Raw genomic sequence first — 15,447 nt, 5'->3', positions numbered from 1 at the left:
TTGCCGGAGAGCTGATAGGAGCACAGGGTAAACCTGTTGACATAGGCGGCTATTATCACCCTGATCCGGAGAAGACATCCAGGGCGATGCGTCCAAGCGCAACCTTCAACGCTGCCCTGGCGGCTATAGAGTAAATTATTGAACTATCATCGGGCTTACCCAGCACTGCAGAAGTGGTAAACGATAACCTATTCAAGGAGGTATCATTATGAGACAGGAAATCTGTAAGGTTGGGGCATTAATCATCTTTGTGATGTCTGTTTTTGTGTTCTCAGTAAATGATGCAGGGGCAGCCCCTGCATTTGCACGTCAGACAGGGCTCTCCTGTTCAACATGTCATTTCCAGCATTTCCCGTCTTTAAATGCCTTTGGCCGCAGCTTTAAGGCCGGAGGTTACACTATGGTGGGCGGTCAGAGCATGATAGAAGGAGATATGCTTTCTGTTCCCAGTGTTTTAAATGCGTCAGTGGTATTAAAGGTGAGGTATCAGAAGACAAATGGTGAGTACTATACCGATGGAAGTGTTAAGGTCTATGACAAGATTGGCACCAACAAGGGGGAACTACAGTTCCCTGATGAGGCTGCACTTTTTCTTGGCGGCCATATAGGTGATCATGTAGGGTTTGCCTATGAAATGGGAGTCGCGGGTGAGGGGTTTGACAATTTTACCTCTTTTAAAATGCCTTTTGTTTTTGACGTGGCTGGTATGAAGCTGAGTGCAATACCATTCAATACCGATTCACTCGGTGTGTCATATGGTTTTGAACTGCTTAATACCGGTGCAATGCGGGCAGCGAGGCCTATAGAACACAGGAAAGACATGTCTGCGCAGCAATACATAAATACAGCTACGCCTGCAGAGGGAATAGCGTTCGTTGCAGCCAATAACATGGGTTTTGTAAATATATCTCTTTGGGCGCCGACCCATACGGGCAGGGACATCGGACCTTTTTCCAAGTATGTAAGGATCGCGGCAACCCCTACTGTGGGTGAATGGGACCTTGGTGGCGGTATTCAGTGGTGGGGAGGCACTACCAAATTAGAGACCGATGCCTCAGACCTCGCTGCCGGACAATACGGAACTCATGCATGGGCATTGGATGCACAGGCACAGGGCCGCGTATCTTCAATGCCTTTGGGTGTATATGCATCCTATGCATCTGCAGAAAAGACAAAGGCCGGTGATCCGGTAAATATCTTTAACAGTGCATCAGATAATAAGACTGCATGGGCCATTATTGGTGAACTTGGGGTAATCCCGAACAAGTTAATGGCTTCTCTGGCCTACCGCTCAGCAGACAAAGGGACCGCTACAAAAAATGAAGATACAGCCATTACACTTGGTGTGACACACAATGCTGCCCAGAATATCCAACTGCAATTGAATCACTCTCTGTATGCCGGAGATGCAAATGATCCTAAACCAGCAGGTGGAGACCAGCTGACTACTTTGATGTTGTTTACAGCATTCTAATTTACTAATTTGATGAAAAGTGCAATGAAAAAGGGGATGGTTCTATTTCCCCCTTTTTCTTGCCTTTTTTACCTATTTTCTCTTCAATACCGCATCAATTTTCCTTACTATATCACCTGCTGTAATCCCGTATTTTCTGAAAAGCTCCTCCGGTGTGCCTGACTCTGCGTAGGTATCATGGAGTCCCACAAATCCCATTGGTACCGGGCAGTTCTCGCTGACCACCTGAGCCACAGCAGAACCAAGACCTCCTGACAGGAGATGTTCTTCCGCCGTTACAATAGCCCCCGTAGTTTGAGCAGACTGGATAATAGAATTTACATCTATTGGTTTTACGGTATGCATGTCTATGACCCGGACATCAATTCCCCTCTCACTGCATGCACATGCCGCTTCAACAGCCTCCTGCACCATCAGACCGTTTGCTATTACCGTTACGTCTATTCCCTCACGAACAATGTTTGCTGTGCCAATTTTAATGTCAGAGCCCTTCTGGTAAATAACCGGAGCCTTTGGCCTGCCTGTACGTATGTAAACAGGGCCTTTGTGTTCTGCTGCCTGTCTGACTAAGGCCATTGTAGAAAATTCATCTGCAGGTACGAGGACGACAAAGCCTGGAAGAGAACATGCGAGGGCTATATCTTCTACAGACATCTGAGAAGCCCCGTCTTCTCCTATGCTAATGCCGCCATGAGAGCCTGCCAGCTTTACATTAAGATGTGGATTGGCCACGCTCATCCGGAGCTGGTCAAACGTTTTACACATCAGAAATGATGCAAAACTTGATGCAAAAGGTATCTTTCCGCAGGAGGCAAGACCTGCGGCAGTTGAAACCATGTTTGCTTCCGCTATACCCATGTTAAAAAATCTGTCCTTAAACTCTTTGGCAAAGAAGACGCTCTTTGTGGACTTTGATAAATCGGCATCAAGGGCAACTATTAAAGGATTTTCCCTGCCAAGCTCAACCAGCACCTTGCCATAAGCATCCCTCGTAGCCATCCCGTAAACCCTTTTACAGGACATCGCTATTCCCCCAACTCTTTCAGGGCAACTGCCATCTGCTCACGTGTCGCTGCCATTCCATGAAACTCCACATTGTTTTCCATAAATGATACACCTTTTCCTTTGACGGTCCGTGCAACAATAACCGTTGGTTTTCCCGTAGTAGCCTTTGCCTCTTCAATAGCCTTTATTATCTGGTGTAGATTATGTCCATCTATTTCTATGACATGCCAGCCAAACGCTTTCCACTTGTCAACTATCGGTTCCAGCTCCATTATATCCTTCACCCATCCATCAAGTTGAATACTGTTGTAATCAATAAATGCGGTAAGATTATCAAGCCTGTAATAGGCAGAAGACATGGCTGCTTCCCAAACCTGTCCCTCTTCTGATTCCCCGTCACCAATCATTACGTAAGTATGATAGTCCTTATTATCAATCTTTCCCGCCAGCGCGATGCCAGAGGCAATGGAAAGTCCCTGACCAAGTGAGCCTGTAGATGCCTCTACCCCTTGTAATTTCCCCGTTTCCGGGTGGCCCTGCAGAGGACTCCCGAACCGTCTCAGCGTAAGAAGCTGTTCAGTCGGAAAATATCCGGAATGGGCAAGTGCACTGTAGAGGGCTGGCGCTGCATGTCCCTTGCTGAGTATAAATCTATCCCTGTCAGGCCATTCGGGATTATCAGGGTCATGTCTCATGACCTTGAAATAGAGTACAGCTATTATATCTGTTGCAGAAAGAGATCCCCCGGGGTGACCGGAATTCACCTCAGTAGTCATCTTAATTATATCCCTGCGGATAATCTTTGCTGTTTCTGCCAGTTTTTCTATGTCCATTTATTTGATCCCCTTTTTGCACTTAACAAGGAGTTTGAATTATAATATAATTCTACAATTAAAGACAAGGAATTTTAGTTGAAAGGAGGGTATGACAATGGCAAAGGTTGGCGTGGTTTTATCCGGATGTGGTGTTCAGGACGGTTCTGAGATACATGAGAGTGTCCTGACCCTTTATTTCCTCGGGAAATACGGTGCAACACCTGTTATTATGGCGCCCAATGTGGAGCAGGCCCACGTAGTCAATCACCTTACCGGGGAGGTGTCCAAGGGGGAGAGGCGAAATGTCCTTGTTGAATCTGCAAGGATTGCCAGAGGGAATATCAGGGATGTCAGAGGCATCCGTGCAGCAGAAATAGATGCACTGATATTTCCCGGCGGTTTCGGGGCAGCTAAAAACCTATGCACATTTGCCTTCGATGGAGCTGACTGCAAGGTTAATGAGGATGTGGCAAGACTGACGATGGATACCTTCAGCTTGGGTAAGCCAATAGGCGCCATATGTATTGCACCTGCAATGATGGCAAAGATATTCGGAGATGCGACACCGCTTGAACTTACGATAGGCTCGGACAAGGATACGGCGGATGCCATAAATGCGATGGGAGGGCATCATCTTAGTTGTACTGCATCAAACATAGTCGTTGACAGCAAGCATAAGGTAGTGTCTACTCCTGCTTATATGACAGCGGGCTCAATAGGAGAGGCGGCAGACGGTATAGAAAAACTGGTAAAAGCTGTTCTTGATCTGACAAGAAGATAATGGACTACGAAAAAGATATCGAACCGGATAACGACATCGAGTTAACTGAAGGGCCGGATGATGCGGATGAATTAGAGCAGTTAGACGGTGTCATCAGCGAACCGATGAATATTGAGGATATTGATATATTGGTTCCGCATGAGGGGGATGATTTCGTCTCAGGCACATCGCTTGCCCGCTATGATCCTCTTCAGCACTACATGGCAGAGATCAGGAGATACCGTTACCTTACAAAAGAGGAAGAGATCAGACTTGCAATCAGGTATAAGGAAGAAGGTGACCTTGATGCTATATCGAAGCTGATAATGGCAAACCTCAAGATGGTCGTAGTTATTGCTATGGAGTACAAGAGGGTAGGTTTGAACATGATGGACCTGATCCAGGAAGGTAACCTCGGTCTTATGCAGGCAGTGAAGAAATTCGATCCTTACCGTAACCTGAGACTTGTTACTTATGCCACATGGTGGGTAAAGGCGTATATGCTCAGATACATAATCAATAACTGGCGGCTCGTTAAGATCGGGACTACTCAGGCACAGAGAAAACTATTTTTCAATCTCATGAAGGAGAAGGCAAGGCTTGAGGCCCTGGGATATGAGGCAGGCCCCAAGCTTATCGCAAGTGAACTCGGTGTGAAGGAAAAAGAGGTTATTGAGATGGACCAGCGCCTTGGAAGTCAGGATGTATCTGTGGATGAGCCGCTGTCAGAAGACTCTAAGAGCACACTGTTGAGTGTTTTATCCTCCGGAGAGACCCCTGTTATTGACAGGATTGCGGATGAAGAGATTTCTTTAATATTTAAAGAAAAGATTGCAGGGTTTTCAGATGGCTTGAATGAGCGAGACCTTGATATACTGCAGAACAGGATACTATCGGAAGAGCCAAAATCACTCAGTGAAATAGGCAGAAGATTTGATATATCAAAGGAACGTGTCAGGCAGCTCGAGGGAAATATAATAAAACGTCTTAAAGAATATCTTCAGAGGGAGGTTAAGGATTTTGATGCCCTCAGGCCTGATTGATCTAACCGGTAAGGTAGCCCTCGTGACCGGCGGAAGCAATGAAACCAGTGCTGCTATTTGCAGGATGCTTGCAGAGGCGGGCTCATCAGTAGTAGTTCAATATTATAAAAACAGGAGTAAGGCTGATAAAGTTTGTGAGTATATTGGCGCACAGGACTTTCTTCTAATCGTTTTTTAATATCCATTCTATATAATAGGTATTGAAAGTAAGAAAAATTAACAGGAGGTGATTTAAAAATGGATAAAGAAATTCAAACTGCAAACAGGATACACGCATTAATAACAATAGTATTTGCTGTAGTCATGTTAGCAGGTTCATCAATCTTTTAATCTCTGCAATTGGTTCTCCTCCCCCCCTGTCCCCTTCGTATGAAGGGGACAGGGGCTCTCCGGAAAAAAACTAAAATTCGAACGTCAATTTATCATTAGACAAAATATTAATCAATCATGATATATTATATGTCATGGCGCGTCTGATCAAAGAGAGGGTAAAGAGGGGGCTTTCGCCAGGGACACTTGTCCATATTGGTGAGAAAAGCGGAAGAGACGTTAAAATTACCGTCATTGATTATGATGAGACACATCTTCAGGAAGTGGAGATAAAGACCATAGAGCAGTGTTTCCCGTTTAAAGATAAAGATACAGTGACATGGATCAATGTCGAGGGGCTCCATCAATCAGAGATAATACAGAGCCTTGGCGATTGTTTCGGACTCCATCCTCTTGTAATGGAGGACATACTCAATACCGATCAGCGCCCGAAGGCAGATGCTTATACAGACTATTTATTCATTATCCTTAAGATGCTCTACAATGTTAAAGATTCCGAGATTGTCTCAGAGCAGATAAGTCTTATTCTCAAAGCAAACTTCGTAATCTCTTTCCAGGAAGGATTAGAGGGAGATGTATTCAGCCCTGTCAGGGAGAGAATCAGGGCGGGCAAGGGACGTATAAGAGGAATGGGGGCTGATTACCTTGCGTATGCGATGATAGATTCGATCGTAGACAATTATTTTACAATCCTGGAGGGAGTCGGAGAGAGGGTAGAGGACCTTGAGGAGGAACTCGTTTCCAGTCCGGGCAAGGAGACCCTGCATGAGATACACAAGCTGAAGAGAGAGATTATATTTCTGAGAAAGGCTGTATGGCCGCTGAGAGAAGTGATCGGCATACTTGCTCGTGGAGATTCACCGTTTATAAAGAACGCCACTGTTGTATACCTGAGGGATGTCTATGATCATACCATTCAGGTGATTGATATAATAGAAACGTCCCGCGATATGCTTTCCAGTATGCTTGATATTTATCTTTCAAGCATCAGTAACCGGATGAATGAGATAATGAAGTTCCTTACGATCATAGGCACGATCTTCATACCTCTGACATTTATCGTTGGTATCTATGGTATGAACTTCGAGTTTATGCCGGAGATTAAATGGCGGTATGGATACTTTGCGGTCATGGCCTTCATGTTTTCCATTGGCATTATCATGCTGTTCTATTTCAAGAAAAAGAAGTGGCTTTAATGGAGATATCCAACGTCTCTTTTGGATGCCGAATGCTCTCTGTCTGAAATATGCTTCAGATGCAGATACTGCGATTCTCCGGCTTTCAGCGTAACATTAATACCCTGATGGAGTTGCTGGCCGGTGAAATGCCGCTTTTTGCCGGATGGAGATTTTGTCACGACATACCGTTTCTCTTTATCCACTACAAACCACTCAGGCAGTTGATTAATCCTGGGCCAATCAATGGGCAGCTTCATGATCATCTTGTGGCGGGGGGTATCAAAGATGATCCTGCCACTCCACGCTTTCTTGGCCTGGATGCTTAGATAAAGCTCATCGCCGTCTCGCACGGCTCCGAAGTAGACATCCTCCTGCCAGGGTTGGATTGTAACACCCTGGGTTTTCCATAGAGTATACATGATTGTTGTTCGCGCAAAATTGCCGTCGCAGTGCCATCCTTCTATCACGCCGTCTTCTTTCTGCATGCTCCACATAACCTTTATTTCACTGTCAATCCAATCGGCTGCTGATGTTATCGGTTCTCGATTATAGAGATTAAGAGCGCTCTCGATAGAGTCGGCGTAACCGTCAGCGCTGTCTCCCTCCCAAGGGTAGTTTCTGTAGTTGCCGTTTAGAGAGGTAAGGACTTTGAGAACAGCCTGTCTATACGCCTCTGTTTTATCAATCATGTAGACAGTGTAAAAGCCATTGTATGTATACCCCCAGGTATCCGCCAGACCCTTGGTGTGTGCCCCTGTTTTTGGATTGATGATATTATAGAACATACCATGTTCATTCCTGCCGAGCTCCAATATCGTATCTATCATGGTGTGTATGGGTTTTTCGTATGCTTTTTTCTTCTCAGGCATAGCAAAGCTGACCGTGGCATATAGCTCGCATAGTCCGGAAATAATTTCGCAGCCATGATCGCGCAATCTCAGGTTGGAGCTGTCCAGGGTCGGGTGGTGATTGCCAAGTAGGTAGTAGTCACCGAGGCGGATGGCCCAGTTTAAATACTTTATATCATGTGTCATCCAATAGATTCGCGAGAGCGTCTGCAACATCTCACCGTTTACCTCGACATTGTCTGAGACAATCTTTCCATAAGGTGTGTCTACGGGTGCATTTTCCCACATATCATCAAGGATCCCGATCATCCTGTCAGACCATGGGCTGGGACCCAGCCATTCAGTCAGAGGGAGAAGTCCGTCTTTAATGTATTCAGAAGATCCGAAAATTATACTGTCAATGTTGGGTTTATCAGTCAGAAAGCCTTGCCTTGAGAAGACGTACGTATCCGGCATTCGATCTACCCGGGAAGTCAGTTTAATCTCAGTCTTCAATATTTCCAACATCTGGTTTTCAAAAAGCTGACGATCGGTCAGTGCTGCAGTAAGCACCATAAAGGGATAGTTATCGGCAGCGGAGTCTTGCGGATTCCATATATCAAGGCCGCCCTTTCTATAAGGATCGGTATAAATTCCCCAATCAAGATTTCTTGGAATCAACCCTGTTTTTGGGTCTGCGTACTTCAACCATCCCTTGACGTAATGATTCGAACGTGAAAATCCTTCATTTGCCAGGACACCATTTTTTCTGGCCTGATCAAAATGCATGCCTTCGGAAGCACTGGATTCCTTATGGCTGCAAAATAAAAGGAGAAAGACAATGAGTATTGCACTGGTTAAGCTAAACTGGGTTCTGATTTTTATCATCATTTGAGGAAGAATTCGTTTTACTTCGAGGTCAGGATAACAGCATAAGATTTTGTTGTCAACGGGGCGTCCAGGACTTGTCAAGCCAATTTAGAAGTGTCCGGTTTCGCAGTTGATTTTGCAGCCTTTATGAAGGCATGAAAGAGCAGTCTTGTACAGACACTCTCCGGTTCCCGTTCCGGGTGCCATTGGACTCCGATCAGAAATGGATAGTCCGGTAGTTCTATTGCTTCAATTACTCCATCAGATGACAGTGCGCTTACTGTAAGACCTTTTCCCGGTGACTTGACTGACTGATGGTGTGTGCTGAATATTGAAATATCACTCGAAAATTCATGCTCAAATCCCCCCATACCCCCCCCTTCTAAAGTGGGGTCAAGGGGGATTTTTCTGTCATCCGTTGTAAGTGCTCTGTTTTTGAGGGATTTATTTGAAAACACCTTGCAAAGAATGGTACCCTCCACGAGGGTTATATTATGTTGATTTCTGTGGTTCAAGGGATCAGCTATCTGCGCCGGTATATCCTGATAAAGGTTTCCTCCAAGGGTAATGTTAATAAGTTGTGCTCCCAGGCATATGCCCAGTACAGGTTTACGAAGCCGTATAATCTCTTTCAGAAGCGCCATTTCAAACTCTGTTCGTTCATCAGGCGATATGACCATATCTGCCAGTGGTTCTTCCCCGTAATATCGCGGATCTATATCATCCCCGCCACTGAACAGAAAGCCGTCGGCAAACCGGGCGATCTGTATGATATTCTCCTTTTTGTCTGTAACAGGAATAATAAGCGGTATGCCGCCTGCTTCTTCTATAACCTTTGCATATGTATCGGGTATAGTGGTCTGAGGCCTGTTTCTGAGTTCCTCTGTCTTGGCTGTAACGGCTATTATTGGAGTCACCTGAAAATAATCTCTCCATCCTTGACATCAACTGTAACAGACTGCCCCTCTCTTATAGATCCATCCAGTATTTTCATTGCCAGAGGATTCTGCAAGTCCCGCTGTATCACTCGCTTGAGAGGCCTTGCTCCAAAGACCGGGTCATATCCCTCTACCGCAAGACATGACTTTGCAGCGTCAGTCAGAGTCAGCTGAATCTGCTTTTCCTCGAGACGCTTCAAAAGTCGTGTTATTTGAATCTCAACAATCTGCTTTATTTGCTCCATATCCAGTGAGTGGAATATAATGACATCATCAACCCTGTTCAAGAACTCAGGTCTGAAGTATGAACGCATCGTCTCCGTTATCCTTCTTCTCATCTCTGCCTCATCGCGGCCGCCCAGTTCCTGAATAATCTGACTACCTATGTTGGAGGTCATAATTACAACGGTATTTTTGAAATCAACCGTCCGTCCATGACTGTCTGTGAGTCTTCCGTCATCTAATAATTGAAGCAGGATATTGAACACATCAGGATGCGCCTTTTCAATCTCGTCAAATAGTAATACTGAGTAAGGTTTTCTCCTTACTGCCTCTGTAAGATGTCCACCCTCTTCATATCCTACATAGCCGGGAGGTGCGCCGATTAACTTTGCCACTGAGTGTTTTTCCATGAACTCGGACATGTCTATGCGTGTCATTGCCTGCTCGTTATCAAACAGAAATTCTGCAAGCGCCTTAGCGAGTTCGGTCTTTCCAACTCCGGTTGGCCCCATGAATATGAAAGAGCCGAGTGGTCTGTTAGGATCCTGGATACCTGCACGCGCCCTGCGTACTGCATTGGCTACAGCAGAAATGGCCTCATCCTGTCCTACGACACGCCGCTCTAAATTTTCTTCTATGTGCAAAAGCTTCTGAACCTCTCCTTCGAGCATTTTTGAAACAGGTATGCCTGTCCACTTGGCTATAATCTCTGCTATATCTTCCTCGTCTACTTCTTCTTTAAGGAGCTTTACAGAACCCTGAGATTCTGACAGACGTCTGTTCTCCTCCTCAACCTGTTTCTGCAGACCTGGCAAACTCCCGTATCTCAATTCAGCCGCCTTACCAAGATCTCCGCTCCTTTCGGCCTGCTCAGACTGAATGCGCGTGGTCTCAATCTGTTCCTTAAGGTTCCGGATCTTTCCAATAACCCCCTTCTCCTCCTGCCACTGTGCCCTCAATGTAGCGCCGCTCTCCTTCAGATCAGCAAGTTCTCTTTCAATTTTGTCGAGACGCTCAATGGAGACAGCATCATGCTCTTTCTTTACTGCCTGGCGCTCTATCTCAAGCTGTCTTATCCTTCGCTCAATCTCGTCGAGTTCTGAAGGCAAGCTGTCTATCTCTATGCGAAGACGTGACGCTGACTCATCAATCAGGTCAATCGCCTTATCAGGAAGGAATCTGTCGGTAATGTATCTGTTGGACAGTACTGCAGCGGCCACAATCGCAGAGTCCTTTATCCTTACTCCGTGATGCACCTCGTAGCGTTCTTTAAGTCCTCTAAGTATGGAGATGGTGTCTTCCACTGACGGTTCCGTAACAGTTATAGGCTGAAAACGCCTCTCCAGGGCCGCATCTTTTTCTATATGTTTTCTGTATTCGTCAATCGTAGTAGCGCCGACACATCTGAGTTCACCCCTGGCGAGAGCCGGCTTCAGCATATTTGATGCGTCAATTGCCCCCTCTGCTGAACCGGCGCCGACAAGTGTATGAAGCTCATCTATGAAAAGTATTATCTGACCCTCGGACTGTTCAATCTCTTTTATAACCGCCTTCAGGCGATCTTCAAACTCTCCGCGGAATTTAGCGCCTGCAATAAGCGCCCCCATATCAAGTGATACAACACGCTTGTTTTTCAGGCCTTCCGGGACATCACCGGCGATTACGCGCTGTGCAAGACCTTCTGCAATTGCAGTCTTGCCAACTCCAGGTTCTCCTATAAGTACGGGGTTGTTCTTGGTCCTTCTTGACAACACCTGTATGACTCGCCTGATTTCTTCATCTCTTCCTATAACCGGGTCGAGCTTGCCTTTTCTTGCCAGTTCCGTGAGGTCCCTGCTGTATCTTTTGAGTGCCTCATATTTGTCTTCCGGGTTCTGGTCTGTAACAGTTTGAGCGCCCCTTATCTCAACCAGTACTTTGAGGATCTTATCCTTTGATATTCCGGCATACTTTAAAATACGGGATACGGAACTATTAATCTCAGACAGGGCCATTAGTATGTGTTCTGTACTTACATATTCATCACGAAGCTGTTCAGCCTCTTTTTCTGCCGTACTAAAGGTGTCATTAAGCTGCTGGGTTATGTATATCTGTCCTATTTGTCCCGGACCGGAAATCCTCGGCGCCCTCTCCAGTTCTCTGTTTAATTCCTTTTCAATATTTGTTACGTCAGCTCCCAGTCTCTTAATAATTTGAGGGACTATCCCGTCCTTTTGTTTTATCAGTGACAGCAGCAGATGCACTGTGTCAACCTGCTGGTGATTATAGCCCTCGGCTGTCTTTTGCGCTTCAGTTAAAGCTTCCTGTGCCTTGTAAGTTAATTTATTTATCTGCATCTGACTTTCTCCTGACTTTTTCCACCTTAACTCTTATTATCTTCTTATTCTGCTTTCCTGAACTATATTTCTCGTTAAGCTTTATCGGCCCTGACGATGAGTTTGCATTTAGTTTTTCGAATAACTCTTTTCGTAGTTCCTCCTTTATGTATAACATCAAGTCTCCCATCTCACGCTGCATCTTTTCCACCTGATCTCTCATCCTGAGTATAATCTCAATCCCTGCTAAATTTACCCCCATGTCCCGTGTAAGGAGAAGAATAGACCTTAGACGTTCCACGTCCCTTTCTGAATACAGCCTGGTATTGCCCTCTGTCCTTTCCGGTACAACAAGGCCCTCCTTTTCGTAAAGTCGAAGGGTCTGCGGATGTATGGATAACATCTGAGCAACGATCCCTATCATATAAAGCGGCGTATCTATGTCATCTCTAAGCACCTTATCTGCTCCTAAGTATTTTATCTCTGGGGTTTTCCTTATAAAGTTCGGAGATTTTTTTGAAAAGCCCCTTGTCCTCATCCGTTAAATTCTTTGGGATAGACATTGTGACCTTCACATACTGGTCCCCGCTGCCTCCTCCTTTCAGGTGCGGCATCCCTTTCCCTTTCAGCCTGAACAACTGGCCTCCCTGTGTGCCGGAGGGTATGGTCATTGAGGCCGTGCCATCCATTGTTGGGACCTCAATCTTAGCCCCTAGTGCGGCTTCACTAACTGTAACCGGCACATCGCAGTAGAGGTCATCTCCCTTGCGCTCATAGAACCTGTCCGGGCGTATTGATGTTACTATGAAAAGGTCTCCGCTCCTGCCTCCTCTTAAGCCAGCGCCTCCTTTTCCCGTAACACGCACCTTTGTCCCGTTATCAACCCCCGGGGGTATCTTCACCATTATTTGTTCTGTTTTCAGTTTAGTCCCTCTTCCACCACAAGAAGAACAGGGAGTAATGGTTCGGCCCCGGCCATTGCATTGAGGACATGTGGATGGGTACCGCATAGATCCCGTGCCGATGTCTATTGTTCCTTTTCCCTTACAATTCTTACAGGTGGTCCTGGCTGCTCCCGGTTCATCGCCGGTACCGGAGCAGCGATCACACGGGCTCTCTTTCTGAATATTTACATACGTAGATGTGCCGTGATATGCATCTCTCAGGTCAATCTCCAGGTTATATTGTAAATCCCTTCCGGTTTCAGGGGCAGGCTGTGCCCCCCTGCGCCCGCTGAATACGTCTCCAAAGATATCCTCGAAGATTGAGCCAAAACCCCTGTCCTGAGCAGCCCTGGGATCAAAACCGCTCGTTTGTGTCCGGAACCCTTCACTTCCCTGGAATCCGGCATCGAAGGCAGCATGACCATAGGCGTCATACTGTTTACGCTTTGCAGGGTCACTTAAAATCTCATACGCCTCATTTACCTCTTTGAAACGCTGCTCAGCCCCTTTATCGTTAGGGTTGAGGTCAGGATGGTGTTTTCGGGCAAACTTTCTGAATGCCTTTTTCAACTGTTTTTCATCAGCATCCCTGCTGACACCCAGAACATCATAGTAATCTCTCTTAGCCATTTATACCATCCTTTTCAATCTATATAGTAATAGTAATATAATAAGACTTGAGTGTGGTATAGTCAAGGTAGCTGTGCAAAATACCCTCCTGAGAGGAGTCGAAGGAGCGAGGGTGAGGTGTAGGTTGGGATTTCCCGTGCCTTATTGCTTCGGCGCCAGCTTACAAATATCCTGAGGCTTAAATGCCCCCTTCTCTGTAATAATTGCTGTTATGTATTTAGCAGGGGTGACATCAAACGCAGGGTTTGCAATGTTAACCTTTGCAGGGGCAATCTGAACCTTGCCAAATACATGGCTGACCTCTTCAGGGTTTCTTTCCTCGATAGGGATATGATCCCCTGACGGGATATTAAAGTCTATGGTTGACACGGGCGCTGCTACATAGAATGGTATGCCATGCTCTCGGGCCAGCACTGCAACACTATAAGTCCCGATCTTGTTGGCCGCATCCCCGTTTCTTGCTATGCGGTCCGCACCCACGATGCATAGATTTATCATCCCTTTTTTCATAAAATAACCGGCCATATTATCGGTGATCAGTGTGACATTAATTCCATCTTCCATAAGTTCCCAGGCAGTAAGCCTGGCCCCCTGAAGTACTGGTCTTGTCTCATCTGCAAATACTTTTATATCCTTGCCTTCCTCTTTAGCTGCCCTTATTACTCCAAGCGCTGTCCCATATCCGGCGGTTGCAAGCGCCCCTGCATTACAGTGTGTCAGGATAGTATCGCCGGTTTTAATGAAGCTGGAGCCATGTCTGCCCATTGCCATATTTGCCTCTATATCTTCTGTCAAGACCCTGCCAGACTCCTCTAACAGGATATCCTTTATTGTATTGATTGGCTTTTCCTTATTTACGGCCGCAATCTTCTTCATCCGTTCAATCGCCCAGAACAGATTGACTGCAGTGGGTCTTGTTGATCCTATATGACTGCATATCTTTTCCATCTCACTGTAAAAACCTGCAAAATCATTCGCCTTTATATCCCTGACTCCAAGGGCAATCCCCATTGCAGCAGCAACGCCGATAGCCGGTGCACCCCTTATGATAAGCTCTTTTATCCCTCTGGCAACGTCCTGATAGGTCTTGCACTCGAAGTATACTACCTCAACAGGCAGTTTAGTCTGATCGAGCATACTTACAATGCCATTCTTCCATTCTATAGTAGGTACCATGCGCTCTCCTTGTTGTTAATCCTATGTAATTTTTAAACAATCCCAGGGCATTTGTCAATCAGCAAAAAACATGACAAAATAGGCGCGATAATGAAAAAGATCTTATACATCATTCTCATATCTTTTATTTCTATCTCTTTAGTCTACATTTTCTTCATCCCCAATGTGTCCGGGTTAAAAAAGAAAAACCCTAAGATATCCTCTATGATGGAATACAGAATTGCGCAGTGGAAGAAAACAGGAAATAAGAAAAGAATATCCCAGGCATGGGTCCCCGTTTCAAGGATATCACCGTACCTGATAAAGGCTGTACTGATTGCTGAAGATGATAAGTTCTGGAGCCATGATGGCTTTGACTACGAGGCCATACAAAAGGCAGTTGAGAAGAATATTAAGGCAGGGAGATTTAAGGCAGGCGGTTCAACGATAAGCCAGCAGCTTGCCAAGAATCTTTATCTTACACCTGAAAAGTCTATAATCAGAAAAATCAGAGAGGCCATAATAACATGGAGGATAGAACGGGCCTTGTCAAAAAGAAGGATACTGGAGATCTACCTGAATGTAGTGGAATGGGGTGACGGGATTTTTGGTGCGGAGTCCGCAGCGAGGCATTATTTTGGCAAAAGCGCAGCTGACCTCGACCCGCTTGAGGCAGCAAGACTGGCCTCAGTACTTCCAAATCCAATCAAATACAATCCTTCAGGCGGCCAGCGCTATGTCGTTAACCGCTCTAATGTAATATATAATGTCATGGTGAGGCGTGGTATCGTGATACCTGTATATGAGGAAATACAGGAGGAGGTAATTATTGAAAATCCAACTCCTGACCATACTCCGGTAGATACTGGCGAAGTACCCATGAAGCAGGAAGAAACGAGCAAGTGATTACACCAGTGATAAGTTTGCAGCAGATACCCGTT

The 15,447-nt window shown here is 45.8% G+C and carries 15 protein-coding genes; 7 read left to right on the top strand and 8 right to left on the bottom strand.

Features of this window, described 5'->3' with window-relative positions; translation table 11 throughout:
- Both IT392_01040 and IT392_01035 read left to right on the top strand, forming a co-directional pair.
- Positions 1-134 (top strand): NADP-dependent isocitrate dehydrogenase (locus tag IT392_01040; GenBank protein MCC6543072.1); only part of this gene is annotated, 134 nt, incomplete at its 5' end.
- Between the two features lie 74 nt (positions 135-208).
- A complete protein-coding gene (locus IT392_01035; protein ID MCC6543071.1) occupies positions 209-1,474 on the top strand; it encodes a hypothetical protein in 1,266 nt (421 codons plus the stop codon).
- A gap of 72 nt (positions 1,475-1,546) precedes the next feature.
- On the opposite strand, the gene IT392_01030 is transcribed toward IT392_01035, so the two are convergent.
- Entirely contained in the window at positions 1,547-2,497 is a 951-nt protein-coding gene (locus IT392_01030; GenBank protein MCC6543070.1) for a transketolase family protein, read from the bottom strand.
- 2 nt (positions 2,498-2,499) lie between these two features.
- Positions 2,500-3,312, bottom strand: a complete 813-nt coding sequence (locus IT392_01025) for a transketolase (protein MCC6543069.1) — start codon at positions 3,310-3,312, stop codon at positions 2,500-2,502.
- A 97-nt stretch (positions 3,313-3,409) separates the two neighbouring features.
- Between IT392_01025 and elbB the strand changes: the two genes are divergently transcribed.
- From elbB to corA, 4 genes are all read left to right on the top strand, one after another.
- Complete coding sequence (elbB, locus tag IT392_01020) at positions 3,410-4,075, top strand: isoprenoid biosynthesis glyoxalase ElbB (protein MCC6543068.1); 666 nt, start codon at positions 3,410-3,412, stop codon at positions 4,073-4,075.
- A complete protein-coding gene (locus IT392_01015) occupies positions 4,075-5,097 on the top strand; it encodes an RNA polymerase factor sigma-32 (GenBank protein ID MCC6543067.1) in 1,023 nt (340 codons plus the stop codon). Before elbB ends, IT392_01015 begins: the two co-directional genes overlap by 1 nt.
- Positions 5,078-5,275: a hypothetical protein gene (locus IT392_01010; protein ID MCC6543066.1), complete on the top strand. Its 198-nt coding sequence runs from the start codon at positions 5,078-5,080 to the stop codon at positions 5,273-5,275. The genes IT392_01015 and IT392_01010 overlap by 20 nt, the downstream gene beginning before the upstream one ends.
- 286 nt (positions 5,276-5,561) lie before the next feature.
- Complete coding sequence (corA, locus tag IT392_01005) at positions 5,562-6,623, top strand: magnesium/cobalt transporter CorA (protein MCC6543065.1); 1,062 nt, start codon at positions 5,562-5,564, stop codon at positions 6,621-6,623.
- Here corA and IT392_01000 read toward each other — a convergent pair.
- From IT392_01000 to mtnA, 6 genes are all read right to left on the bottom strand, one after another.
- Positions 6,620-8,320, bottom strand: coding sequence for a hypothetical protein (locus IT392_01000; GenBank protein MCC6543064.1), 1,701 nt, complete (start codon positions 8,318-8,320; stop codon positions 6,620-6,622). The two genes, corA and IT392_01000, sit on opposite strands and share 4 nt — an antisense overlap.
- 80 nt (positions 8,321-8,400) lie before the next feature.
- Positions 8,401-9,219, bottom strand: a complete 819-nt coding sequence (locus IT392_00995; GenBank protein MCC6543063.1) for a gamma-glutamyl-gamma-aminobutyrate hydrolase family protein — start codon at positions 9,217-9,219, stop codon at positions 8,401-8,403.
- Positions 9,216-11,798: an ATP-dependent chaperone ClpB gene (clpB, locus tag IT392_00990; protein MCC6543062.1), complete on the bottom strand. Its 2,583-nt coding sequence runs from the start codon at positions 11,796-11,798 to the stop codon at positions 9,216-9,218. Before clpB ends, IT392_00995 begins: the two co-directional genes overlap by 4 nt.
- The gene (locus IT392_00985) at positions 11,785-12,315 is read right to left on the bottom strand and encodes a helix-turn-helix transcriptional regulator (protein MCC6543061.1); all 531 of its coding nucleotides are present in this window, start codon (positions 12,313-12,315) and stop codon (positions 11,785-11,787) included. The genes clpB and IT392_00985 overlap by 14 nt, the downstream gene beginning before the upstream one ends.
- The gene (gene dnaJ / locus IT392_00980; protein MCC6543060.1) at positions 12,236-13,351 is read right to left on the bottom strand and encodes a molecular chaperone DnaJ; all 1,116 of its coding nucleotides are present in this window, start codon (positions 13,349-13,351) and stop codon (positions 12,236-12,238) included. Before dnaJ ends, IT392_00985 begins: the two co-directional genes overlap by 80 nt.
- A gap of 141 nt (positions 13,352-13,492) precedes the next feature.
- Positions 13,493-14,527, bottom strand: a complete 1,035-nt coding sequence (gene mtnA, locus IT392_00975) for an S-methyl-5-thioribose-1-phosphate isomerase (protein ID MCC6543059.1) — start codon at positions 14,525-14,527, stop codon at positions 13,493-13,495.
- 90 nt (positions 14,528-14,617) lie between these two features.
- On the opposite strand from mtnA, the gene mtgA reads away from it, so the two are divergent.
- A complete protein-coding gene (gene mtgA / locus IT392_00970; GenBank protein MCC6543058.1) occupies positions 14,618-15,412 on the top strand; it encodes a monofunctional biosynthetic peptidoglycan transglycosylase in 795 nt (264 codons plus the stop codon).
- Positions 15,413-15,447: the final 35 nt, after the last annotated feature.

The organism is Nitrospirota bacterium (assembly GCA_020846775.1).
Lineage (GTDB): Bacteria > Nitrospirota > 9FT-COMBO-42-15 > HDB-SIOI813 > HDB-SIOI813 > RBG-16-43-11.
Note: the sequence above shows the minus strand (reverse complement) of the source record. Positions and strands in the feature narration are given on the sequence as shown.

Bases quoted from the DNA above. Each gene is read 5' to 3' on its own strand.
- IT392_01035 (MCC6543071.1), top strand. From the start codon at position 209: ATGAGACAGGAAATCTGTAAGGTTGGGGCATTAATCATCTTTGTGATG.
- IT392_01030 (MCC6543070.1), bottom strand. From the start codon at position 2,497: ATGTCCTGTAAAAGGGTTTACGGGATGGCTACGAGGGATGCTTATGGC.
- IT392_01025 (MCC6543069.1), bottom strand. From the start codon at position 3,312: ATGGACATAGAAAAACTGGCAGAAACAGCAAAGATTATCCGCAGGGAT.
- elbB (MCC6543068.1), top strand. From the start codon at position 3,410: ATGGCAAAGGTTGGCGTGGTTTTATCCGGATGTGGTGTTCAGGACGGT.
- IT392_01015 (MCC6543067.1), top strand. From the start codon at position 4,075: ATGGACTACGAAAAAGATATCGAACCGGATAACGACATCGAGTTAACT.
- IT392_01010 (MCC6543066.1), top strand. From the start codon at position 5,078: ATGCCCTCAGGCCTGATTGATCTAACCGGTAAGGTAGCCCTCGTGACC.
- corA (MCC6543065.1), top strand. From the start codon at position 5,562: ATGGCGCGTCTGATCAAAGAGAGGGTAAAGAGGGGGCTTTCGCCAGGG.
- IT392_01000 (MCC6543064.1), bottom strand. From the start codon at position 8,320: ATGATAAAAATCAGAACCCAGTTTAGCTTAACCAGTGCAATACTCATT.
- clpB (MCC6543062.1), bottom strand. From the start codon at position 11,798: ATGCAGATAAATAAATTAACTTACAAGGCACAGGAAGCTTTAACTGAA.
- IT392_00985 (MCC6543061.1), bottom strand. From the start codon at position 12,315: ATGAGGACAAGGGGCTTTTCAAAAAAATCTCCGAACTTTATAAGGAAA.
- dnaJ (MCC6543060.1), bottom strand. From the start codon at position 13,351: ATGGCTAAGAGAGATTACTATGATGTTCTGGGTGTCAGCAGGGATGCT.
- mtnA (MCC6543059.1), bottom strand. From the start codon at position 14,527: ATGGTACCTACTATAGAATGGAAGAATGGCATTGTAAGTATGCTCGAT.
- mtgA (MCC6543058.1), top strand. From the start codon at position 14,618: ATGAAAAAGATCTTATACATCATTCTCATATCTTTTATTTCTATCTCT.